The sequence below is a fragment of the Brevundimonas sp. NPDC046655 genome (genome assembly GCF_044901625.1).
In the GTDB taxonomy this organism is placed as follows: Bacteria; Pseudomonadota; Alphaproteobacteria; order Caulobacterales; family Caulobacteraceae; genus Brevundimonas.
The window spans coordinates 479317-497673 of sequence record NZ_JBJDPV010000001.1 but is presented as its reverse complement, the minus strand read 5'-3'; the positions used below and the strand labels follow the sequence as shown (position 1 = coordinate 497673).

Annotated in this window: 19 protein-coding genes; 14 read left to right on the top strand and 5 right to left on the bottom strand. The window is 65.9% G+C overall.

Features of this window, described 5'->3' with window-relative positions:
- The first annotated feature begins 48 nt into the window (after nt 1-48).
- On the top strand, nt 49-1026 hold the full coding sequence (locus ACI2KI_RS02385) for a TerC family protein (RefSeq protein ID WP_404617417.1): 978 nt from the start codon (nt 49-51) through the stop codon (nt 1024-1026).
- A gap of 7 nt (nt 1027-1033) precedes the next feature.
- Here ACI2KI_RS02385 and ACI2KI_RS02380 read toward each other — a convergent pair whose 3' ends face one another.
- Entirely contained in the window at nt 1034-1684 is a 651-nt protein-coding gene (locus ACI2KI_RS02380) for an alpha/beta hydrolase (protein ID WP_292082821.1), read from the bottom strand.
- Between the two features lie 161 nt (nt 1685-1845).
- Here ACI2KI_RS02380 and ACI2KI_RS02375 point away from each other — a divergent pair, with 161 nt between their 5' ends.
- The 11 genes from ACI2KI_RS02375 to ACI2KI_RS02325 are packed head-to-tail and all read left to right on the top strand — an operon-like array spanning nt 1846 to nt 11214.
- On the top strand, nt 1846-2313 hold the full coding sequence (locus ACI2KI_RS02375; protein WP_404617415.1) for an Rrf2 family transcriptional regulator: 468 nt from the start codon (nt 1846-1848) through the stop codon (nt 2311-2313).
- On the top strand, nt 2310-3446 hold the full coding sequence (locus ACI2KI_RS02370) for a cysteine desulfurase family protein (RefSeq protein WP_404617413.1): 1137 nt from the start codon (nt 2310-2312) through the stop codon (nt 3444-3446). Before ACI2KI_RS02375 ends, ACI2KI_RS02370 begins: the two co-directional genes overlap by 4 nt.
- Nucleotides 3447-3449: 3 nt before the next feature.
- Nucleotides 3450-4916 carry a Fe-S cluster assembly protein SufB gene (sufB, locus tag ACI2KI_RS02365; RefSeq protein WP_404617411.1) on the top strand — a complete coding sequence of 489 codons (1467 nt, stop codon included), beginning with the start codon at nt 3450-3452 and terminating at the stop codon, nt 4914-4916.
- Between the two features lie 8 nt (nt 4917-4924).
- Nucleotides 4925-5674 (top strand): Fe-S cluster assembly ATPase SufC, encoded by a 750-nt coding sequence (gene sufC, locus ACI2KI_RS02360; protein WP_404617409.1) that lies wholly within the window; start codon nt 4925-4927, stop codon nt 5672-5674.
- Nucleotides 5671-6693 (top strand): Fe-S cluster assembly protein SufD, encoded by a 1023-nt coding sequence (gene sufD / locus ACI2KI_RS02355; protein ID WP_404617407.1) that lies wholly within the window; start codon nt 5671-5673, stop codon nt 6691-6693. The genes sufC and sufD overlap by 4 nt, the downstream gene beginning before the upstream one ends.
- Nucleotides 6672-7925 (top strand): aminotransferase class V-fold PLP-dependent enzyme, encoded by a 1254-nt coding sequence (locus ACI2KI_RS02350; protein WP_404617405.1) that lies wholly within the window; start codon nt 6672-6674, stop codon nt 7923-7925. The genes sufD and ACI2KI_RS02350 overlap by 22 nt, the downstream gene beginning before the upstream one ends.
- 5 nt (nt 7926-7930) lie before the next feature.
- A complete protein-coding gene (locus ACI2KI_RS02345; RefSeq protein WP_404618911.1) occupies nt 7931-8332 on the top strand; it encodes an SUF system Fe-S cluster assembly protein in 402 nt (133 codons plus the stop codon).
- A gap of 10 nt (nt 8333-8342) precedes the next feature.
- Nucleotides 8343-8741 carry an iron-sulfur cluster assembly accessory protein gene (locus ACI2KI_RS02340; RefSeq protein WP_184268193.1) on the top strand — a complete coding sequence of 133 codons (399 nt, stop codon included), beginning with the start codon at nt 8343-8345 and terminating at the stop codon, nt 8739-8741.
- 1 nt (nt 8742) lies between these two features.
- Complete coding sequence (locus tag ACI2KI_RS02335; RefSeq protein WP_404617402.1) at nt 8743-9732, top strand: methionine ABC transporter ATP-binding protein; 990 nt, start codon at nt 8743-8745, stop codon at nt 9730-9732.
- Nucleotides 9732-10388 carry a methionine ABC transporter permease gene (locus ACI2KI_RS02330; protein WP_404617400.1) on the top strand — a complete coding sequence of 219 codons (657 nt, stop codon included), beginning with the start codon at nt 9732-9734 and terminating at the stop codon, nt 10386-10388. The genes ACI2KI_RS02335 and ACI2KI_RS02330 overlap by 1 nt, the downstream gene beginning before the upstream one ends.
- A 16-nt stretch (nt 10389-10404) precedes the next feature.
- Complete coding sequence (locus tag ACI2KI_RS02325) at nt 10405-11214, top strand: MetQ/NlpA family ABC transporter substrate-binding protein (protein ID WP_404617398.1); 810 nt, start codon at nt 10405-10407, stop codon at nt 11212-11214.
- Here ACI2KI_RS02325 and ACI2KI_RS02320 read toward each other — a convergent pair.
- From ACI2KI_RS02320 to ACI2KI_RS02310, 3 genes are all read right to left on the bottom strand, one after another.
- Nucleotides 11211-11993: a lysophospholipid acyltransferase family protein gene (locus tag ACI2KI_RS02320; RefSeq protein WP_404617396.1), complete on the bottom strand. Its 783-nt coding sequence runs from the start codon at nt 11991-11993 to the stop codon at nt 11211-11213. The genes ACI2KI_RS02325 and ACI2KI_RS02320 overlap by 4 nt on opposite strands.
- Before the next feature lie 41 nt (nt 11994-12034).
- Nucleotides 12035-13093 carry a GGDEF domain-containing protein gene (locus ACI2KI_RS02315; protein WP_292082805.1) on the bottom strand — a complete coding sequence of 353 codons (1059 nt, stop codon included), beginning with the start codon at nt 13091-13093 and terminating at the stop codon, nt 12035-12037.
- Between the two features lie 90 nt (nt 13094-13183).
- Nucleotides 13184-14728 carry a DEAD/DEAH box helicase gene (locus tag ACI2KI_RS02310; protein ID WP_404617394.1) on the bottom strand — a complete coding sequence of 515 codons (1545 nt, stop codon included), beginning with the start codon at nt 14726-14728 and terminating at the stop codon, nt 13184-13186.
- A gap of 309 nt (nt 14729-15037) precedes the next feature.
- Between ACI2KI_RS02310 and ACI2KI_RS02305 the strand changes: the two genes are divergently transcribed.
- The gene (locus ACI2KI_RS02305) at nt 15038-15301 is read left to right on the top strand and encodes a hypothetical protein (protein ID WP_292082803.1); all 264 of its coding nucleotides are present in this window, start codon (nt 15038-15040) and stop codon (nt 15299-15301) included.
- 40 nt (nt 15302-15341) lie between these two features.
- Here ACI2KI_RS02305 and topA read toward each other — a convergent pair whose 3' ends face one another.
- Nucleotides 15342-17996 (bottom strand): type I DNA topoisomerase, encoded by a 2655-nt coding sequence (gene topA, locus ACI2KI_RS02300; protein WP_404617392.1) that lies wholly within the window; start codon nt 17994-17996, stop codon nt 15342-15344.
- Here topA and ACI2KI_RS02295 point away from each other — a divergent pair.
- Nucleotides 17995-18357, top strand: a complete 363-nt coding sequence (locus ACI2KI_RS02295) for a hypothetical protein (RefSeq protein ID WP_404617390.1) — start codon at nt 17995-17997, stop codon at nt 18355-18357. The two genes, topA and ACI2KI_RS02295, sit on opposite strands and share 2 nt — an antisense overlap.

The window sequence follows — 18357 nt, the reverse complement described above, 5'->3', positions numbered from 1 at the left end:
CCGATCGTCCGTTCGGGCGTCGGCGGCGTGAACGGTCCAGAGGCGGTGATGGAGTTCCTGACAGTCGAATGGATGGGCAAGCCCGCCTGGATGTGGGCGGGCTTTCTGGTGGTCGTGGTCGCCCTGCTGGCCTTTGACCTGGGGGTTCTGCATCGCAAGGCGCACGAGATTGGGGTGCGCGAAAGCTTGCTGCTGTCGGCTTTCTACATCGGCGTGGCGCTGTTGTTCGGGGTCTGGGTCTGGCTGCGGCTGGGAGTGGACAGCGGGCTGGACTACCTGACCGGTTACGCCATCGAGAAGAGTCTGGCGATGGACAATGTCTTCGTCATCGCCATGATTTTCAGCGCCTTCGGCATTCCACGCCTGCATCAGCACCGGGTGCTGTTCTGGGGCGTGCTGGGGGTCATCGTGCTGAGGGCGGTGATGATCGCAGCAGGGGCGGCTCTGATCAGTCGCTACGAGTGGGTGCTCTTTGTTTTCGCCGGCTTCCTGATCTTCACCGGCGGGAGGATGATGGCCACCAGCCCCACCGAGGAAGCAGCCACCGGGCAAGGTCTGGTAAATTGGCTGAGACGTCACATGCCAGTGACGGATCAGCTGCACGGATCGCGGTTCTTCGTACATGAGAAGAACTCCGCCGGGCGGATGATCTGGCACGCCACGCCGCTGTTCCTGGCCCTGGTGACCATCGAGTTTGCGGACGTGATCTTCGCTGTGGACTCGGTGCCGGCGATCTTCGCCATCACGACGGACCCCTACATCGTCTACACGTCCAACATCTTCGCCATTCTGGGGCTGAGGGCGTTGTACTTCGCGCTGGCGGCGGTGATCCACCGCTTCGCCTACCTGAAGCAGGCGCTGGCCATCCTGCTGGTCTTCATCGGGGGGAAGGTCATCGCCGCGCCGCTGATGGGACTGGAGAAATTTCCGCCGGCGATCTCGCTCGGCGTGACGGCCGCCATCCTGGCCGCGGGCATTCTGTGGTCGATGTGGAAGACCCGGGCCGAAACCCGGGTCGACACATGACGTCCGATCAGGCCGGGTTCTCGGCCAGTCGCTTGTCCAGATAGGCGCCGACGCGGCGATCGACGGCGTCGATGTGGTCCTGCCAGAAGTGGCTGGCGCCTTCTTCCAGTTCGTAGTCGATGACGATGCCCTTCTGGGTGCGCAGCTTGTTGACGACGCGCTCGACCTCGACCGGCGGCACCACGGTGTCGGCGGTGCCGTGCAGGAACAGGCCCGAGGCCGGGCAGGGGGCCAGGAAGCTGAAGTCGTACATGTTCGAGGGCGGCGACACCGAGATGAAGCCGTCCGTTTCCGGGCGGCGCATCAGCAGCTGCATGCCGATGTAGGCGCCGAACTGATAGCCGGCGACCCAGGTCTGGGTGGCGGCGGGGTTGTTGGCTTGCAGCCAGTCCAGGGCGGTGGCCGCGTCGGCCAGTTCGCCGATGCCGCTGTCGAACTCGCCCTGCGACTTGCCGACGCCGCGCGAGTTGTAGCGCAGAGTGGCGAAACCACGCTGGACGAAGAGCTGGTGCAGGGTCACCGCCACCGGGTTGTTCATGTGTCCGCCCGCCTTGGGGTGCGGGTGCAGGATCAGGGCGATCGGCGCATTGGGGCGCTTGCCGGGCGAATAGCGGCCTTCGATACGGCCCGAGGCGCCGGGAAGAATGACTTCAGGCATGGATCAGCGGCATCCTGTCTTCAACTGTCGTTTCGCGGGCGGACAATACTTGACCAACGCAGTAGGACTTTCTAAGTCCGCTCGGCGTGGCGCACTTGTCTGCGAGGGCGCGGGTTCTAGCACATGAGCCCTGAAAAGCGTGAAATTTTTGAGGGCATTCCATGCGTCTGTCGACAAAGGGACGATACGCCGTGATGGCGATGGCCGATTTGGCGAAGAACGGCGCCGATCGGGCTGTGTCTCTGGCTGAGATCGCGACGCGTCAGGAAATCTCGCTCAGCTATCTGGAGCAACTGTTCGCGCGGCTGCGTAAAAGCGGTCTGGTCAAAAGCGTGCGCGGTCCCGGCGGCGGCTATCGCCTGGCGCGCGAGGCTTGCGAGACCGCTGTGGCTGAGATCGTTCTGGCCGTCGATGAGCCTATTCGCGCCACACGCTGCGTCGGCGCCGGATCGCCCAAGGGCTGCATGATCAAGGGCGAACGCTGCATCACCCACCACCTGTGGGAAGACCTGGGGCAGGAGATCCACCGCTATCTCGCCAGCGTCAGTCTGGAAGACGTCATCCAGCACCGCACGGGTCCGGCGCGTCTGGGCGTGCCGGCCGGCGCGGGTATGGAGGCGGCGGCATGAGCGTCTATCTGGATTACAACGCCTCGGGCCTGGTGCGACCCGAAGTGCAAGAGATCATCGCCAAGGCTCTGGCCGACAACGGCAATCCGTCGGCGGTGCATGCCGCTGGTCGTCGGGCGCGGGCGCGCATCGAGACGGCGCGGGCTCAGGTGGCTGAACTGGTCGGGGCTGATCCGACCGCCGTTGTCTTTTCCTCGGGCGGGACGGAATCCAATGCTCAGGCCATCGTCAGCGCTTTGGCGGCTGGCTGCGAGCGGCTGATCGTCGGCGCGACCGAGCATCCGTGCGTGGCGGAGGCGGCGACGGCGTCGGGCGCGCCGGTCGAGGTCCTGCCGGTCGACGAAAACGGCGTGGTGGATCTGGCCTGGCTGGCCGAGGCTCTGGCGCGTCCGGGCCAGGCGGTCGTGGCCATCCATCATGCGAATAATGAAAGCGGCGTGATCCAGCCCATCGCCGAGGCGGCGGCTCTGGTGCGCGCGGCGGGCGGTTGGCTGCACGTCGACGCCATCCAGTCGGCGGGCAAGGTTCCAGTCGACATGCGGGCGCTGGATGCGGACAGCCTGACGCTGTCGGCGCACAAGCTGGGCGGACCGCAGGGCGTGGGCGCTCTGGTGCTCAAGGAAGGCGTCGCCGCCGTGCGCATCCTGCATGGCGCGGGCCAGGAGCGCGGCCTGCGCGCCGGGACCGAGAACGTGCCGGGCATCACCGGCTTTGGCATGGCCGCCGATTGCGCCGCGCGCGATCTGAACGCGGCCATGGCGCACGCCGCTTGGCGCGACGCGGCCGAGGCTCGGGTCAAGGCGGCGGGTGCGACGATTATCGGCGGCGCGGCCCCGCGTCTGCCCAATACCCTGTTCATGGCGGTCGAGGGCTGGGACAGCCCGCAGCAGCTGATCACGTTGGATCTGGTCGGGGTCATGGTTTCAGCCGGCTCGGCCTGTTCGTCGGGCAAGGTCAAACCGTCCAAGACGATCAGCGCTATGGGTCTGGATCACCTGGCGACCGGGGGCGTGCGCGTTTCCGGCGGCTGGGGCACGACGCAGGGCGACTGGGATCGGTTCGCCGAGGCATGGGTCACGGCCTGGAACAAGCATCAAGCGCGCCTGTCTGAGCGCGTGAAGGAAGTCGCGTAAGTCATGGCTGCTGTTAAGGAAACTGTCGAAGCTGTCGCCGCGCTCGAGAAGTATGAGCATGGCTTCACCTCGGACATTGAAACGGAATATGCGCCGCGCGGCCTGAACGCCGACATCATCCGCTTCATCTCCGGGAAGAAGGGCGAGCCGGAATGGATGCTGGAATGGCGTCTGGCCGCCTATGAGCGCTGGCTGGCGATGGAGGAGCCGACCTGGGCGGCGGTGAAATACGAGCCGGTCGACTATCAGGACCTCTACTACTACGCCGCGCCGAAACAGAAGGGGGGGCCGAAGTCGCTGGACGAGGTCGATCCCGAGATTCTGGAGGTCTACAAGAAGCTGGGCATCCCGCTGAAGGAGCAGGAGGTTCTGGCGGGCGTGCAGGGCGCACCCAAGGTGGCCGTGGACGCCGTGTTCGACAGCGTCTCGGTCGTGACCACCTTCAAGGAAGAACTGGCCAAGGTCGGCGTGATTTTCATGCCGATTTCCGAGGCCTTGCGCGAATATCCTGATCTGGTTCGACAATACCTCGGCTCGGTCGTGCCGGTGTCGGACAACTATTTCGCGGCGCTAAACAGCGCGGTCTTTTCGGATGGGTCCTTCGTTTACATCCCGCCCGGCGTGAAATGCCCGATGGAGCTGTCGACCTATTTCCGCATCAACGCCAGCCAGACCGGCCAGTTCGAGCGCACTCTGATCATCGCCGACAAGGGCTCTTACGTCTCCTATCTGGAAGGCTGCACCGCGCCGATGCGCGACGAGAACCAGCTGCACGCGGCGGTCGTGGAGATCGTGGCGCTGGATGATGCCGAGGTGAAATACTCGACGGTTCAGAACTGGTACCCCGGCGACGCCGAGGGCAAGGGCGGCATCTACAACTTTGTCACCAAGCGCGCGGACTGCCGCGGCGACCGTTCCAAGGTCAGCTGGACCCAGGTCGAGACCGGCTCGGCCGTCACCTGGAAATACCCGTCCTGCATCCTGAAAGGCGAGGAAAGCTCGGGCGAGTTCTATTCCATCGCCATCACCAATGGGCATCAGCAGGCCGACACCGGCACCAAGATGATCCACCTGGGCAAGAACTCGAAGAGCCGGATCATCGCCAAGGCGGTTTCGGCGGGCAAGTCGGACTCGACCTATCGCGGCCTGGTTTCGGTGCACCCCAAGGCGACGGGCGTGCGCAACTTCACCCAGTGCGACAGCCTGCTGATCGGCAAGGAGTGCGGCTCGCACACCATTCCCTACATCGAGGCCCGCAACGGCTCGGCTCAGCTGGAACACGAGGCGACGACGACCCGCCTGTCGGAAGACCAGCTCTTCTACGCCCAGCAGCGCGGCCTGTCGGAGGAGGAGGCGGTGGCCCTGCTGGTCAACGGCTTCGTCCGCGACGTCATGCAGAAGCTGCCGATGGAATTCGCCGTAGAGGCGCAGAAACTAGTGGCGATCAGCCTCGAAGGCTCGGTCGGGTAAAGAAGACAATGCTGAAGATCAACAACCTCCACGTCTCGGTCGCTGACAAGCCGATCCTCAAGGGCCTGACGCTCGAAGTGCCGGCGGGCGAGGTCCATGCCGTCATGGGGCCGAACGGGGCCGGCAAGTCGACGCTGGGCTACAGTCTGTCTGGGCGTCCCGGCTATGAGGTCACCGACGGTTCCGCCTCTTGGGACGGTCAGGACCTGCTGGGCCTGGACCCGGCCGAGCGCGCGGCGGCGGGCGTCTTCCTGTCCTTCCAGTATCCGATGGAGATCCCGGGCGTGCCGGCCATGACCTTCATCCGCACGGCGCTGAACGCCCAGAAGCGCGCGCGCGGCGAGGAAGAGGTCTCGGCTCCCGCCTTCCTGAAGCAGGTCAAGGCGGCGTCGCAGGCGCTGAAGATGGACTTCGATATGCTGAAGCGGCCGCTGAACGTCGGCTTCTCGGGCGGTGAGAAGAAGCGGATGGAGATCCTGCAGATGGCCCTGCTGGAGCCGTCGCTGCTGATCCTGGACGAGACGGACTCCGGCCTCGACATCGACGCCCTGCGCATCGTGTCGGAAGGCGTGAACGCCCTGCGTCGTGCCGACCGGTCCATGCTGGTCATCACCCACTATCAGCGGCTCCTGGACTACATCAAACCGGACAAGGTGCACGTCCTGGCCGCCGGCCGCATCGTCGCCTCGGGCGGGCCTGAACTGGCGCTGGAGCTGGAGGCGGAAGGGTACGACAAGTTCCTGCCGGCCGCGGCATGAGCGCGGCGCCGCAGATCGACCTGACCAACGCCGAGACCTTTCCCTCGCGGCGCACGGAAGCGTGGAAATACAGCGACCTGAAGCGTTGGCTTCGTGAAGCGCCTGAGCCGTCAGGCACGGCGCTGGTCGGCGCGCCTGGGCCCTTCTACGACCTGGGCGGAGAGGCGATCGTCTTCGCCAACGGGCGTCCGGTCGGGGTCACCGACTTCATCGCCTCGGGCGTTCAGACCCTCCGTCTTCGCTTCCTGTCTGACGCGGTCGGCACCGGCCACACGGCGGCGGCACGGATCGTCGCTCGTCCGGGCGCGCGGCTGTTGCTGCTGGAGACGCACGAGGGCAAGGGCTCGGCCTATGTCGCTCACAACAAGGTCGAGATCGACGTCGCCCGCGACGCCGAGGTCACGCGCATCGTCCTGATCGAAGAACCTGAGGACGCCATTTCGGTGACGAACGCCGAGGTGCGGCTGGAGGCGGGTGGTCGCTATCGTCAGACCGTGGTCACGACCGGCGCCAAGCTGCAACGCATCGAGACGCAACTGAGCCACGGGGCCGAGGGCGCCGAGGCGCGTCTGGACGGCCTCTATCTGCTCAAGGGTTCGCGCCACGCCGACCTGACGACTGTGGTGGATCACATGGCCGCCGACGGCACGACCAGCCAGCTGACCAAGGGCGTCGTTCACGACACGGCGCGCGGCGTGTTCCAGGGCAAGATCATCGTCGAGCGCGGGGCCGACGGCACCGACGCCCGCATGGCCCACAACGCCCTGATCGCGTCCGAGCGCGGCGAGGTCGACGCCAAGCCGGAACTGATCATCTATGCCGACGACGTGCAGTGCGCGCACGGCAATACGGTCGGGACGCTGGATGAAAGCGCACTCTTCTACATGCAGCAACGCGGCATTCCGGCGGATGAGGCCCGCGCCCTGCTGGTCCAGGCCTTCCTGTTCGAGGTCGTCGACCGGATCGAAGATGAGGCCGCCAAGGAGGTTGTGCGCGCATGGCTGACGGCCAGACTCTGAAAGGCAGGTCCGTGAAGGCATTCGACCCCTACGCCGCGCGGGCGCAGTTCCCGATCCTGTCGCGACAGGTGAACGGCAAGCCTCTGGTCTATCTGGACAACGCCGCCTCGGCGCAGAAGCCGCGTGCGGTGATCGACGCCCTGGTGGCGTCGATGGAGGGCAGCTACGCCAACGTTCACCGCGGTCTGCACACCCTGTCGAACGAGGCGACCGAGGCGTTCGAGGCGGCGCGCGAGATCGTCGCCCGCTTCCTGAACGCGCCCTCGGGCGAGAACATCGTCTGGACCAAGGGCGGGACCGAGGCGATCAATCTGGTCGCAAACGGCGTCGGCCTGAGCATCGAACCGGGCGACGAGATCATCGTCACCGAGATGGAGCACCACTCCAACATCGTGCCGTGGCATCTGCTGCGCGAGCGTAAGGGCGCGGTGCTGAAATGGGCGCCGATCAATGACGACGGCTCGCTGGACATGGCGGCCTATGCCGAACTGCTGGGGCCGAGAACCAGGGTCGTCGCCGTCACCCACATGTCAAACGTGCTGGGCACCATCAACCCGATCACCGAGATCACCCGTCTGGCCCACGCCGCCGGGGCGCGGGTACTGGTCGACGGGTGTCAGGGCGCGGTTCACGCGACGCCGGACGTTCAGGCGGTTGGCTGCGACTGGTATGTGATCACCGGCCACAAGCTGTATGGCCCGACCGGCGTCGGCGCCCTCTACGGCACGACCGAGGCTCTGGAGAGCCTGCCACCCTATCAGGGCGGGGGCGAGATGATCCAGACGGTCGAGAAGGACCGCATCACCTATGCGGCGCCGCCGCATCGGTTCGAGGCCGGGACGCCGCCGATCCTGGAGGCCATAGGTCTGGGCGCGGCGCTGGAATGGTTGTCGGGCTTTGACCGTGAGGCCGTGGCCGCGCACGAGATGGCCCTCTATGACCACGCCCGCGCCCGGCTGGCCGACGCTGGCTGGCTGCGGGTCCTGGGCGAGGCCGAGGGCAAGGGGGCGTTGCTGACCTTCTCCGTCGAGGGCGCGCACGCCCATGACGTGGCCCAGATCATGGACCGATACGGCGTGGCCGTGCGAGCCGGTCTGCATTGCGCAGAACCGCTGGCGAAAAGACTGGGCGTGACCTCGAGCACGCGCGTTTCCTTCGCCCTATATAACACCGTGGAGGATACAGACGCCTTCGTGGATGCGCTGATCAAAGCGCGGAACTTCTTCGTGTGATGAGTATGGACGACGCCAAGACCGAAACCGCCATCAGCGACAGCGACGCCTTCGCCGCGACCTGGGACGAGCCGCAGAAGAGCGCCTTGTCGCAAGCCGAGCTGGACAAGCTGACCGACGACCTGATCGAGGCGCTGAAGACGGTGTACGATCCGGAAATCCCGGTCGACATCTATGAGCTGGGCCTGATCTACAAGGTCGATGTGTCCGACGACCGCGACGTCCTGATCGAGATGACGCTGACGGCGCCGGGCTGTCCCGTGGCCGGCGAAATGCCGGGCTGGGTCGAGGATGCGGTGAAGAAGGTCGAGGGCGTGAAGTCCGCGCGGGCCAACCTGGTGTTCGACCCGCCGTGGGATTCCTCCAAGATGAGCGACGAGGCCAAGCTGGCCCTGAACATGTTCTAGGGATGCGTCGATGACCGAGCTTCAGACCGCCGCCCGACCACGCCGGCCCCGGCCCAAGGCCGTAACCCTGACCGACGCCGCCGCCGCGCGCGTGCGTGAGATCATGGCCAATGCGGAAAAAGACTACATCGCCCTTCGCGTCGGGGTGAAGAACGGCGGCTGCGCCGGGCAGGAATACACCTTCGCCTATGCTGAACAGATCGAGCCGCTTGACGAGGTGGTCGAGGACAAGGGCGTCACCATCCTGATCGAGCCCAAGGCCGTGCTGTTCCTGATCGGCTCCGAGATCGACTACGAGACGACCAAGCTGGCGTCCAAGTTCGTGTTCCGCAATCCGAACGAGACCGACGCCTGCGGCTGCGGCGAGAGCGTGACCATCATCCCCGCCGCCGCTCTGGACGCCGACTAGAATGATCCGACTGGAGGGTGTGACCCGGCGCTATCGCAGCGCAGCGGGCGAGCGCACGGCGCTGGACGCCGTCGATCTGACCATCGGGCGCGGCGAGGTGTTCGGCGTGGTCGGTCGTTCGGGCGCCGGGAAGTCGACCCTGATCCGCGCCATCAACCGGCTGGAAACGCCCGACGCGGGGCGGATCTTCGTCGACGACCAGGAGATCACGGCGCTAAATCCCGCCGAGCTGCGCGCCGCGCGGCGCCGGATCGGCATGATCTTCCAGCATTTCAACCTGCTGAACGCCAAGACCATCGAGGATAACGTCGCCTTTCCCCTACGGCTGGAAGGGCGGCCAGAGGGGGAGGTGAAGGCGCGGACGGCGCAGTTGCTGGAGCAGCTGGGTCTGGCCGAGCACGCGAAAAAACACCCGGCCCAGCTGTCGGGCGGCCAGAAGCAGCGCGTCGGCATCGCCCGCGCCCTGGCTTGCGGTCCTAGCGTCCTGTTGTGCGACGAGGCGACCAGCGCTCTGGACCCGGAGACGACCGAGGACATCCTGACCCTGCTGGACGGGCTGAACCGCGATCTGGGCCTGACCATCGTCCTGATCACCCACCAGATGGAGGTGGTGCGCCGCGTCTGCGACCGGGTGGCGGTGCTGAAGGACGGCAAGATCGTGGAGCAGGGCGCGACGGCGGACGTCTTCCTGCACCCGCAGCATCCCGTGACCCGCGCCATGCTGGCCGAGGGCGAGGAGGCGTTCGACGCCTCGGTCGTGCCCGCCGGGGCGCGCATGGCCAAGCTGACCTTCCGCGGCGGCTCGACCTATGAGCCGGAACTGAGCCGCGTCGCGCGGACGGTGGGCGTCGACTATTCCATCCTGTCGGGACGGATCAGCCGCATCCGGGGCGAGCCCTATGGCCAATTGGTCGTGGCCTTCACCGGCGGCGACGCCGAGGCAGCCGTGGCGCAATTGACCGCGCGCGGCGTGACGGTAGAGGCGGCCTGATGTTCGACAACGTTGATTGGGCCGAGATCGGCCGCGCTACCGTGGACACCCTGCTGATGCTGGGCGGGTCGCTGGTGCTGACGGTCATTCTGGGCGTGCCGCTGGGCGTGCTGCTCTATCTGTCAGGCAAGGGGCGGTTGGCGGCCAATCCGGTGCTGAACACCCTCCTGTCCCTGATCGTCAACGTCCTGCGCTCGGTGCCCTTCATCATCTTGCTGATCGTCATGCTGCCGGTGACGGTGCTGCTGGTCGGCACCTCGCTGGGCGTGGCCGGGGCCATTCCGCCGCTGGTCGTGGGGGCCGCGCCCTTCTATGCGCGACTGGTCGAGACGGCCCTGCGCGAAGTGGACAAGGGCGTGGTGGAGGCGACCCAGGCCATGGGCGGCTCGACCTTCCAGATCGTCACGCGTGCCCTGCTGCCCGAGGCCATGCCGGGCATCATCGCCGGGGCCACGGTCACGGCCATCGCCCTGGTCAGCTACACCGCCATGGCGGGCGTGGTCGGCGCGGGCGGTCTGGGCGACCTGGCTGTGCGCTTCGGCTATCAGCGGTTCCAGACCGACGTCATGGTCGTGACCGTAGTTCTGCTGCTGATCCTCGTACAAATTCTGCAGATGATCGGTGACCGTCTGGTCGCTAAGGTCTCGCACCGTTGAGTTGAGAAGGCCCGCCATGATCCGTCGTTCGCTTCTGCTGTCCGCCGCCGCCGTCCTGATGCTCGCCGCGTGCGGGCAGGGCGGGGAAGACAAGGCGGGAGGCGAGGGCGCGCCCCTGCTGGTCGGCGCCACCGCCGTGCCGCACGCTGAGATCTTGCAGGTCGTGAAGCCGATTCTGGCCGCTGAGGGCGTGCCGATCGAGATCAAGGTCTTCAACGACTACGTTCAGCCGAACGTGCAACTGTCTGAAAAGCGGTTGGATGTGAACTACTTCCAGACCAAGCCCTATCTGGACGAGTTCAACATCGCGCGCGGCGCTGATCTGGTCACTGTGGTCGGCGTCCACGTCGAGCCTCTGGGCATCTATTCCAAGAAGCACACGACGCTGGCGGCGATCCCGAATGGGGCGCAGGTGGTGCTGCCGAACGACGCCTCGAACACCGGGCGCTCGCTGCTGCTGTTGCAGGGCGCCGGCCTGATCACCCTGCGCGATCCGACCAATCCGCTGCAGACCGTTCGTGACATCGCGACCAACTCCAAGGGACTGAAGTTCCAGGAGGTCGAGGCCGCCACCATCCCGCGCATCCTGCCCCAGGTCGATGCGGCGGTGATCAACACCAACTACGCCCTGGACGCTGGCCTAAAGCCCAAGACCGACGCCCTGTCGCTGGAAGGGGCCGACAGCCCCTATGTGAACTATCTGGTGGCGCGCCCGGACAACCAGAACGACCCGCGCGTTCAGGCCTTGGCGACCGCCCTGCGCAGCCAGGCGGTCAAGGACTTCATCGCCAAGAAGTATGACGGGGCGGTGATCCCGGCGGCTTAGGCCGCCGCAGGCGCTGCGAGCTTGGCGGCTTCGCTGGGCGTGGCGACCTGAACCGCCGCGGTGATCGGCTGGCCGGTGGCCTCGGCGATCAGTTCGGCCGTCTTGCCTTCAATCGCCGCTTCCAGCCGGGCCAGGAACTCATCCTTGGGCAGGCCGGTCGGAATGGGCGCGAGGAATTCCAGCGTGGCGGTACCCGGTGTCTTGCGCGCTTCTTCCTGGGGCCAGAACAGGCCGAGGTTGGTCGCCAGCGGCACGACGGGCATGTCGAAGTCGCGATACATGTGCCAGACACCCGAACGGTAGCGATACTTCTCGCCGACCTTGGCCAGATGGCCTTCAGGATAGATCAGGATCTTGCGGCCTTCACGATGGGCGTCGGCGGCGCGTTCCTTGAGCGCGGCGCGGGCGGTGTGGCCGCCGCAGCTATTGACGACGATGGCCCCGAGCTTCCTCAGCACCTTACCCAGCAGCGGGAATTTCTCGAGATGGTCGCCGGTGACGAAGGCCAGGTCGTCGAACTGATCATAGGTGGCGAAGCCGTCACCCCAGCTCTGGTGCTTGGAGGCGATGATGAAGGCGCCTTGCGGCAGACGCTCCTTGCCGCGCACCTTCAGGTGAATGCCGGCGAACAGGGCCATGGCCTGCACCATGCGACGCACATAGCGGCGGATGACCCAGGTGGTCGCACGTCGACCTGGCGCCAAGGCTGCGAAGGCTGCGGTCAGACCATAGCCGATCGAGAGGGCCCAATAGGCGAGATTGAAGGTGAAGCTTCTCATCCGGTCGATATGACACGGACCCGGGGCGGTTCGGCAACCGTTTAAGCGGCGGCCTTCTCCATGAGCTCGGCATTGGTGACGCAGTTCCGACCGCCGCGCTTGGAGGCGTAGAGCGCGGCATCGGCGCGCTCAAGCAGGCCCAGAGCCGTCTCGCCGGAACCACGCTCGGCGAAACCGACGGAGATGGTCACGGCGCCGAGGTCGTCGTTGGTTGATCGGCGGCGCAAAGAACGCGAACCGATTTCTTCGCGAACCGCGTTGAGGGCGGCTTCCACGGCGCCGGGCGTCTCGCCGGGGAAGATGACCGCGAACTCCTCGCCACCGTATCGGGCGGCGATACGAGGATTGCGTGCGATCCGACCCAGGACACTGGCGACGTAACGCAGCACCTGATCGCCGGTCTGGTGACCCCAGGTGTCGTTGAAGCGCTTGAAGTGGTCGATATCGACGATCGCCAGCGTCAAGCCCTTGCCTTCGGCCTCGGCCTCATCGCAGAGGCGCGCCAACTGTTCATCGAACGTCTTGCGGTTGGCCAGATTGGTCAGGGCGTCGGTCATGGCGTCGCGACGGACCTGCTCAAGGTGTTCGCGCAAACGAACCACTTCGCGGTTCGACGATTCCAGCCGCTTCTCAAGCGCGGAGGTGTGGCGTTGGACCTTGCGCGTCGCGCTGGAAAGGGTGCTGACGATGGCGGAGAGATCTGTCGCTCCGCCCGCGTCCTGCATCTTCGCCGACGCAGAACTGAGCGTCTCGCCGTAGGCAGTCTGGGTCTTGCGGGCGTTGTCGATGGCCTCGGCCACCGCAGCGAGCTCGCGGTTCAGGACAGCCCCGACATCGCGGATTTCCTCGGAGAGGCGGCCGCGCGGAAGGAATTCCGCAGCCAGCATTTCAGCCGTCGCGTCGGTGAATGGCGCGTCACCGGCCAGAAGGCGGTCGAGTTCGCGGCCCAATGGACCTTCGGGGTCGCTGACATAGTGCAGCCAGAGCTCGAAATTCAGCGGCGTCGGCCAGACGGAGGCCTGTTGCATGGCGTCGACGATGCGGTGCGCCAGCTCATATGCCTCCGGTCCCCGAAGGGCGGTTTCGACCTGCGCCGTCATTCTGATTCTCGCGCCCCAATTCTTAGTTGGCGGACACTAGAACGCTGATCCGTAATGACCAGTTAAACCGCAGGCCTGAATGCCTCTGCTTTAATCCTGAAACACCACCGGACGACGCAGGAATGCAGGGATGTCGTCGCCGAAACCGCCGCTGGCGGCGCGAAGCGGCTGTTCCTTCGCCTGCTCGGACTTACGCGGTTCGCGCGATTCAGGAGCGCGATCGCGGCGTTGAGAGGCGGGCTTGGTTGCAGGCGTCGCTTGCGCTGTCGTGTCGACGACGGCGTCCGCAGCTTCCGACGTCGTGACGGGCTTGGCGGAGCGGCGGCTGCGCGAACGGCGGGGGGCTTCCTCGAGGGTTTCCTCTGCCTTGGGAGCGGCGCGGGCGATGGGCTCCATCGACGCGACGTTGTCGCTCTTGGGGATCGGGCACGGGCGGTCACTGCGGCCACGGCCACGGCCCTTGGAGTCGTCGCTGCGCGGGCGGTCCTTGATAGAGGCGAAGTCGATGTCGTCCAGCGACATCTCTTCCGGGGCTTTCTTGATGAGCTTCAGCACCTTGTCCAACGACTTGTCATCGGAGGGCGTGACGATCATGAAGGCTTCGCCCTTGCGACCGGCGCGGCCGGTGCGGCCGATACGGTGCACATAGTCGTCGGCATGGTGCGAGACGTCGTAGTTGAAGACGTGGCTGACGTCCGGGATGTCCAGACCGCGCGCGGCGACGTCCGAGGCCACCAGGATCTTCAGGTCGCCAGCGCGGAAATCGGCCAGAGTCTTCATCCGCAGCGACTGATCCAGGTCGCCGTGGATCGGCGCGGCATCGAAGCCGTGGGTCTTCAGCGACTTGGCGACGATATCGACTTCCGATTTGCGGTTGCAGAAGACGATGCCGTTCTTGACCTCTGACCGTTCGATCAGGGCGCGCAGCGCGGTGCGCTTGGCCTTGGGGTCGCTTGTCGGGATGCGGACCAGATACTGGGTGATGGTATCGGCGGTCATGGCCGGACGCGAGGCCTCGATCCGGGTCGGATCCTTGAGGAACTGCGTGGTCAGGCGCGTGATCTCGGGCGGCATGGTGGCCGAGAAGAACAGGGTCTGGCGCCTGGGCGGGGTCAGCTTGAAGATGCGCTCGATGTCGGGGATGAAGCCCATGTCGAGCATGCGGTCGGCTTCGTCGATGACCATCATCTCGACACCGGTCAGCAGGATCTTGCCGCGTTCGAACAGGTCCAGCAGACGGCCCGGCGTCGCGATCAGGACATCGACGCCCTTGTTCAGCAGGGCGACCTGGTCGCCCATGGACACGCCGCCGATCAGCAGGGCCCAGCTCAGCTTGGTGCCCTTGGCGTATTTGGCGAAGTTCTCGGCCACCTGGTCGGCCAGTTCGCGGGTCGGGGCCAGGACCAGGGCGCGCGGCATACGGGCGCGTGCGCGGCCCGAGCCGAGGCGGTCGATCATCGGCAGGGTGAAGGCGGCAGTCTTGCCGGTGCCGGTCTGGGCGATGCCCAGGACGTCTCGGCCGGCCAGGGCCACCGGGATGGCGGAGGCCTGAATTGGGGTCGCTTCGGTGTAGCCCGTATCAGCGACCGCTTGCAGGGTCGTGGCCGAGAGGCCCAGCTTGGTGAATTCTGTCATGAAACCTTGAGGACGGAGGAAACGTCGTAACGTCTTCGACTTACGGAACCGCCCCTCGTGGGCGAGTGGGCGGCGCGCATCGCCAGTCCAATTCCGAGCCTGCGGCGGTATATGGAAACCCCTACGCCTCAGTCAAGTATTTCCGTTCGGGAACCGGGCGGTTGGCAAAGTCTTACAGCCCTGTAATGTCGCCAAGGGGAAGGGAGGCTCTGTCGTATGCGTATGAAAACGCTTGCGTTCGCCGTGGCCGCTTGCTGCGCGACAGCGCTGCCGGCTAAGGCGGAGATGGAATCAGCTTTTGGAAACACCGTGATCTCCCACTATCCGGATGGAAGTTGGGTAAAGCACTGGTTTGACCGCGACGGCAGCTACCGGGCCGTGTTTTCCGACGGTCGGCGCCTGACCGCGCGCTGGGCTGTCGAAGGCGAACGAGTTTGCCTGAACGGCATCCGACCGCGGATGCTGCTGTCGCGATTTTGTACGGCCATGGTCGAGGCGTCTGTGGGTCAGACCTGGCCCGGACGTGATCCGCTGGGCCGCAGGGTTCGCAACGAACTGGTCGCCGGTCGCTAGACACTCCCGATCCGCTGGGCGGACCGGGAGGTCAGGACGATTACTCAGCCGCAGCCGTCTTCTTGGGGGCGGCCTTCTTCGCGGCCGGCTTCTTGGCCGCTGGTTTCTTCGCCGCTGCAGGCTTCTTCTCGGCAGCAGCCTTGGCTGGGGCCTTCTTCGCGGTGGGCTTCTTGGCCGCAGCCTTCTTCGGCGCCGCGCCGGCCTTGGCGGCCAGCAGAGGCAGGGCGGCTTCCAGCGTCACGTCTTCGGGTGCCATGCCCTTGGGCAGCGTGGCGTTGACCTTGCCCCATTTGACGTAAGGCCCGAAGCGGCCGGCCATGACCTGAACGGGAGCTTCATCGTCCGGGTGAGCGCCCAGTTCCTTGAGCGGAGCCGTGGCTGAGCCGCGACCAGGACGACCGGCGCGCTTTTCAGCCAGCAGGGCGACGGCGCGGTTGATCCCGACCTCGAACACCTCATCGATGTCAGACACATTAGCGTAGGTGCCGGCGTGCAGGACGAACGGGCCGTAACGCCCCAGACCCGCCGTGATCATCTTGCCGTCCTCAGGGTGGGGACCGACTTCACGCGGCAGGGCCAGCAGGCGCAGGGCCTGATCCAGCGTCAGGGACGCGGGGCTCCAGCCCTTGGGCAGGGACGAGCGCTTCGGCTTTTCCTCGCCCGGCGGCGTGGTTTCGACATAGGGGCCGAAACGACCGATCTTCAACTGCACCGGCTGGCCGGTCGCCGGGTCGACGCCCAGTTCGCGGTCGCCGCCGTCCGCGCCGCCTTCGGCCCCGTCAGGCGAGGCCACCGGGCGGGTGTATTTGCAGTCGGGATAGCGCGAGCAGCCGATGAAGGCGCCGAAGCGGCTGGTCTTCAGGCTGAGCTGGCCCTGATGGCACAGGGGGCATTCGCGCGGGTCCGTGCCATCGCCCTTGTCCGGGAAGATGTGGGCGCCCAGGGCGTCGTTCAGATGGTCGAGGATGGCCGTAGTGCGCAGTTCGCCGGCGGCTTGCGTGGCGGCGTGGAAGTCGGTCCAGAAGCTGCGCAGCAGCGCCTTCCAGTCCAGTTCGCCCGCCGACACCTCGTCCAGTTGGGTCTCCAGCGCGGCGGTGAAGTCGTACTCCACCCAGCGGCTGAAGAACTGTTCCAGGAAGGCCGTGACCAGCCGGCCCTTGTCCTCGGGATAGAAGCGATTCTTGTCCATGCGGACGTATTCGCGGTCGCGCAGGGTGGTCAGGATCGAGGCGTAGGTCGAGGGACGGCCGATGCCCAGCTCTTCCAGCTTCTTGACCAGGGTGGCTTCCGAGAAGCGCGGCGGCGGCTCGGTGAAATGCTGGTCGGTGCGGACGGCTTCAACCTTAGCCTTGGCGCCTTCCTTCAGCGCGGGCAGGCGACCGCCTTCGTCCTCGTCGTCCTCGGCCCCCTTCTGTTTCTCGTCGCGGCCCTCTTCGTAGGCGGCGATGAAGCCGTCGAAGACCACGACCTGGCCGGTGGCGCGCAGGCCGGTCTGGCCGTCGGGCGTCTCGATCTCGACCGTGGTGCGGTCCAGACGCGCGCTCTCCATCTGCGAGGCGACCATTCGCTTCCAGATCAGTTCATAGAGGCGCTGCAGGTCGCCTTCGAGGCGCAGGGAGTCCGGGTGGCGCGCGATATTGGTCGGCCGGATGGCTTCGTGCGCTTCCTGGGCGTTTTTGGCCTTGGTCTTGTAGTAGCGCGGTTCGGCCGGGACATAGGCGGGGCCGAATCGGTCGCTGATGACCTCGCGCGCCTGGGCTATGCCCTCCGGCGTCACATAGAGGCCGTCGGTACGCATGTAGGTGATCAGGCCGCCGGTGTCGTCGACACCCTCATACAGCTTCTGCGCCGCCTGCATGGTGCGCTGGGCGGTGAAGCCCAGCTTGCGCGCGGCCTCCTGCTGCAGGGTCGAGGTGGTGAAGGGCGGGGCGGGCGAACGTTTGGCCGGCTTCTTCTCGACCGACTTGATGGTGAAGTCGCCGGCCTTGATGGCGTCGCGGGCGGCGAAGGCCATTTCCTCGGTCGGGATGTCGAGGCGCTGGATGCGCTTGCCCGCGTGCTTGACCAGGCGCGTGGTGAAGGGCGGGCTGTCGGCGACCAGATCGGCCTCGACCGACCAGTATTCCTGAGCCTTGAACTTTTCGATCTCCATTTCGCGATCGACGACGATGCGCAGGGCTACCGACTGCACTCGACCGGCCGAACGGGCGCCCGGCAGTTTGCGCCACAGGACGGGCGACAGATTGAAGCCCACCAGATAATCCAGCGCGCGGCGGGCCAGATAAGCCTCGACCAGCTCCATATCCAGCTGACGCGGATTGGCCATGGCCTCCAGCACGGCGGACTTGGTGATGGCGTTGAAGGTGACGCGCTGGACCTCGGTGTCCTTCAGCGCCTTCTTCTTGTTCAGGACCTCCAGAACGTGCCAGCTGATCGCCTCGCCCTCACGGTCGGGGTCGGTCGCGAGGATGACGCGGTCGGCGCGCTTGGCGGCCTCGGCGATCTCGGACAGGCGCTTGGACGCCTTGGCGTCGACCTCCCACTGCATGGCGAAATCTTCGTCAGGCAGGACGGAGCCGTCCTTGGACGGCAGGTCGCGGATATGGCCGTAGGAAGCCAGTACCTCGTAGCCGGAGCCCAGGTATTTATTGATGGTCTTGGCCTTGGCGGGGCTCTCGACGATGACGAGATTCATGGCGCTCTATCGGGGAAATCGGGGCGCGAACGTGGTTGGCGTCGCGAGGGAAGTCAATCGCATGGATTTCAGGAACTACCTGAAGGCGTTCAACGCGGCTTGTTCGTCTACTCAAAGTTGTGTATTGCCTTTGTCTACAATCGGGAGCGAGACGATGTCGAGCCAAGGCGTTGGGGTGCCGCTGCAGCAAGATGCTTCGAGGACCATGGGTCCGACGCCCGACCTCGCCGACTATCCCGTGCGGGAATACGTCACCTCCATGGCGCGGGAACTGGCCAGAATGGCCCGATGGGACGGCGATGAGGCCTTGGCCGGCGCGCTGGAAGCCGCATCGACCATGGCGTCCGGCCCGAGCAAGTAG